The organism is Arcicella sp. (assembly GCF_964672035.1).
In genome coordinates, this window is record NZ_CBABQS010000167.1 from 1 (window position 1) to 3,600 (window position 3,600).

Here is a 3,600-nt window from a genome sequence, read left to right on the forward strand (position 1 = left end):
ACGTGCAATTTAGTGTATTCAGGTCTAAAATCATGTCCCCAAGTAGACACACAGTGCGATTCGTCAATGGCAAATAGGCTGATATTTAACGATTTAATCCAGTCTAAATAGCCTTGTGTAAATAATTTTTCGGGAGAAATATACAACAATTTCAATTCACCCGCCCGTACTTGACGTTCTATGATAGATTGTTGATTTCCGTCCAAAGAAGAGTTTAAATATGCCGAAGGAATTCCGTTGGCTTTGAGAGCTTGCACTTGGTCGTGCATCAGGGCAATCAAAGGCGAAATAACTAAAGTCAATCCCTGCATTATGAGGGCAGGAACTTGAAAACACACCGATTTTCCACCACCGGTCGGCATCAAAACCATCGCATCTTGTCCATATAAAACCCAATCAATTATATCCGCTTGAAGCGGTCTGAATTTATCGTATCCGTAGTATTGTTTTAGGACTTGTTCTTTGGTGAGGGGCATTTTTTTACGTGATTGATTGAATTGTAAAGGTACGTTTTTCTATTAAAATAATGAAAATATTTTCATTGATGTGATTCATAGTCCGTTGATATATACTCATCATAATTATAGTTTTACAAAATGAATATTAAAGAAAAAATAGGAAATAGAATTAGGCAATTGAGGCAAGAAAAACATCTCAGTCAGGAAGCTTTTGCGGATTTGTGTGAACTTGACCGAACCTATATTTCGAGTATTGAAAAAGGGAAACGAAATGTCTCAATTATTAATCTTGAGAAAATTGCTAATGCTTTAAATATTACACTATCAACTTTATTTGAAAATCTATGAAAATCAAAATACCTAATGCCGAGGTGCAACATCTACTCACTGAAAAAGAAATAATTTTTCCAAAATACACCACTCAGTTAATGAACCTTGCCAATAGTAATGCACAAGGAACACGCCCCAAAATAGTAGGTCAAATGAGTGATTTGATTCAAGAGTTTGAAGGAAAAACGTTTGAAGAATGGGCTATTTGGTATCAAGAACGTTACCCTGATGCAATTGATAATGCCACTAATAAGGTTTTTGAAATGGTTGAGACTTTCAAAAAATCAATCGAATTAATTGACAAAAATTTAATCCGTGAATGGGTCGAAGATTTAATCTTGAATAAGACTTTCGCAGGGCTTAATTTTCAAGAAGCAATCTTGAAAAAAGTGGCTGAAGTTAAGGAGACTACCTATAAATTCAGTACAAAAGAAGAAGAAAGTAAAGGTATTGATGGATACATTGATACACTTGCTGTCAGCATAAAACCAATTACTTACAAAACCCAAAATCATCTTTTAGAAAATATTAATGTTGATATAATTTTTTATGACAAAAAGAAGGACGGTATTGTAATAGAATTTGATTTTTAGAAAGCTAATTCTTGTTGTTTTGATTTCTTTACCACCGTTTTAACATAATCAAAAGACATCTCTGGAATCTCAGAATATTTTGCAACAATTTGATTATCAATATTTTGAATATCCATTATAAAATTTATCATCAATTGGACTTCTTGGCTTGTCATCACTGGAAACTTGTAATTTTCGTTAAAGTGTTTGAAATCAAAATCTTCTTTGGTTGCTAACCGTTTTTGTACAAAATCAAGATGGTTATTAAGTCTTTCTTTAATCAAATTATTTAAAAGATTGATTTTTTCAGATGAAAGCGTTTCAAAAATTGTCTCAGAAAGATGTTTATCAACTTCATAACCTACGCTATTTCTTCCAGTTGCTAAAGCTGCCAATGAGGTTGTACCTGTTCCTAAAAATGGGTCAAGAACCACATCTCCTTTTACTGAATACATATTGATTAAACGATAGGCTAATTCAAAGGGATAAGCCGCACTACGCTCTCTGGAATTCTTGTTATTTAGCTTTTGATTTGTGCCTGTTAATGTCCAAAGGTCTGAAAACCAGATATTTCGTTCTTCCCAAAAGAAAGCACTTTGTTGTCTTTTTAATTTTTCAGCATCACTTTTAAAAATACGTTTGCCTCCTTTCCTGAAAATTAAAATAAACTCATGTTCAAGCGTTACATAAGCCCCTGCGGGTAACATTCCAGAACCCATAAATTTGTTGGGAGAGTTGGTTGGTTTTCGCCAAATAATTTCTGGAAGATTGGTAAATCCCATGCTGACAAAATGCGAAATTATACGTGCATGATTAGCAAAAAGGTTGAAATTTTCGCCCAAAGTACGAGTAGCATCACCAATATTTACGCAAACAAAACCACCTTTCTTTACTACTCTATTCACTTCATTCCAAACTTTATCCAATTCAAGGTGCATTAGTTCAAAAGCCTCTGCACCTTTATTTTGAGCTATAAGTTCTTGAATATTAGCATCTTGTCTATTCATAATGTCGTCCCACATTTCTATCATTGGATAAGGTGGTGATGTAACGACCAAATCAACCGAGGAATCAGAAAGTTCTTGCATTTGCTGAGCAAGCGAAAAATGGATTTTGTGAGTAGTTTGCATAGAACAAAGTTACGTTTTTTAGCGTTTTGATAATTGCTTATCTTTGTAAAAATGAAAAAATAAAAAAATGCAAGAAACCATATCCACCACCCCGCCCGTGCGTCAATTTTTGGGCGAAGAATTTGAACTCACAACTTGGGAAAGCGTTAAGCCTTTTTACGAAAATTTAGTAAAACGTACCATCGAAAATGCGGAAGATTTACGTAAGTTTTTTGCCGACCGTTCTGAATTGGAAAGTTATCTTTCTGAGAATTTCGCTTGGCGTTATATCAAAATGACTTGTGATACTTCCGATAAAGAAATTAAAGCTCATTTCGACCAATTCATAGGAGAAATACAACCGCAATTGGCTGAATATGATGATGTTCTAAATCAAAAAACACTCGAAAATCCATTTTTAAGTGAATTAACTGATTCGGGCTTCGATATTACTATCAGAGGAATGAAGAAATCAACGGAGATTTTTAGAAATGAGAATATTCCCTTGTTTACCGAAATCCAAAATCTTTCGAGTGAATATCAGGGAATTACGGGCGGAATGACCGTTGAGATTGACGGACAAGTGAAAACGCTGCAACAAGCCAGTGTTTTCTTGGAAAATACCGACCGTTCTTTGCGTGAATCAGTTTATCACATCGTCCAAGAAAGACGTTATTCTGACCATGAAAAAGTAGATGAAATTTTCAATAAACTGACCAAAATACGTAACCAAGTAGCCGTAAATGCAGGTTTTGAGAATTTTAGAGATTATACTTTTGCAGCATTAAAACGCTTTGATTATACTGCCAAAGACTGTTTTGTTTTCCACGAAGCCGTTGCAGAAACCGTCGTTCCGATTCTGAACGAATTAATGGAAGAACGTAAAAACGCTTTGAAATTGGATGAACTTCGTCCTTGGGATAGAGCGGTTGATACGGAAGGTCGTCCTGCTTTGCATCCGTTCAAAGGTGGCGAAGATTTATTGAATAAAACCATTGAATGTTTCACAAAACTTGACCCATTTTTGGGTGAATGTCTCCGCATTATGAAGTGTATGGGGCGTTTAGATTTAGAATCGAGGGTGGGAAAAGCGCCAGGTGGATACAATTATCCTTTGGAAGAAACAGGTTT

At 35.0% G+C, this 3,600-nt stretch carries 5 protein-coding genes; 3 read left to right on the plus strand and 2 right to left on the minus strand.

Annotated features, from left to right (window positions below):
- Positions 1-476 (minus strand): DEAD/DEAH box helicase (locus AC1W31_RS20865; protein WP_481736435.1); only part of this gene is annotated, 476 nt, incomplete at its 3' end.
- 120 nt (positions 477-596) lie between these two features.
- On the opposite strand from AC1W31_RS20865, the gene AC1W31_RS20870 reads away from it, so the two are divergent.
- Together AC1W31_RS20870 and AC1W31_RS20875 are read left to right on the plus strand one after the other, a co-directional pair.
- Entirely contained in the window at positions 597-806 is a 210-nt protein-coding gene (locus AC1W31_RS20870) for a helix-turn-helix domain-containing protein (protein WP_481736436.1), read from the plus strand.
- Positions 803-1,381, plus strand: a complete 579-nt coding sequence (locus AC1W31_RS20875) for an MjaI family restriction endonuclease (protein WP_481736437.1) — start codon at positions 803-805, stop codon at positions 1,379-1,381. Before AC1W31_RS20870 ends, AC1W31_RS20875 begins: the two co-directional genes overlap by 4 nt.
- Here AC1W31_RS20875 and AC1W31_RS20880 read toward each other — a convergent pair.
- Positions 1,378-2,490 carry a DNA-methyltransferase gene (locus AC1W31_RS20880; RefSeq protein WP_481736438.1) on the minus strand — a complete coding sequence of 371 codons (1,113 nt, stop codon included), beginning with the start codon at positions 2,488-2,490 and terminating at the stop codon, positions 1,378-1,380. The genes AC1W31_RS20875 and AC1W31_RS20880 overlap by 4 nt on opposite strands.
- A gap of 67 nt (positions 2,491-2,557) precedes the next feature.
- On the opposite strand from AC1W31_RS20880, the gene AC1W31_RS20885 reads away from it, so the two are divergent.
- A partial coding sequence (locus tag AC1W31_RS20885) for a M3 family metallopeptidase (RefSeq protein ID WP_481736439.1) occupies positions 2,558-3,600 on the plus strand: 1,043 nt, incomplete at its 3' end.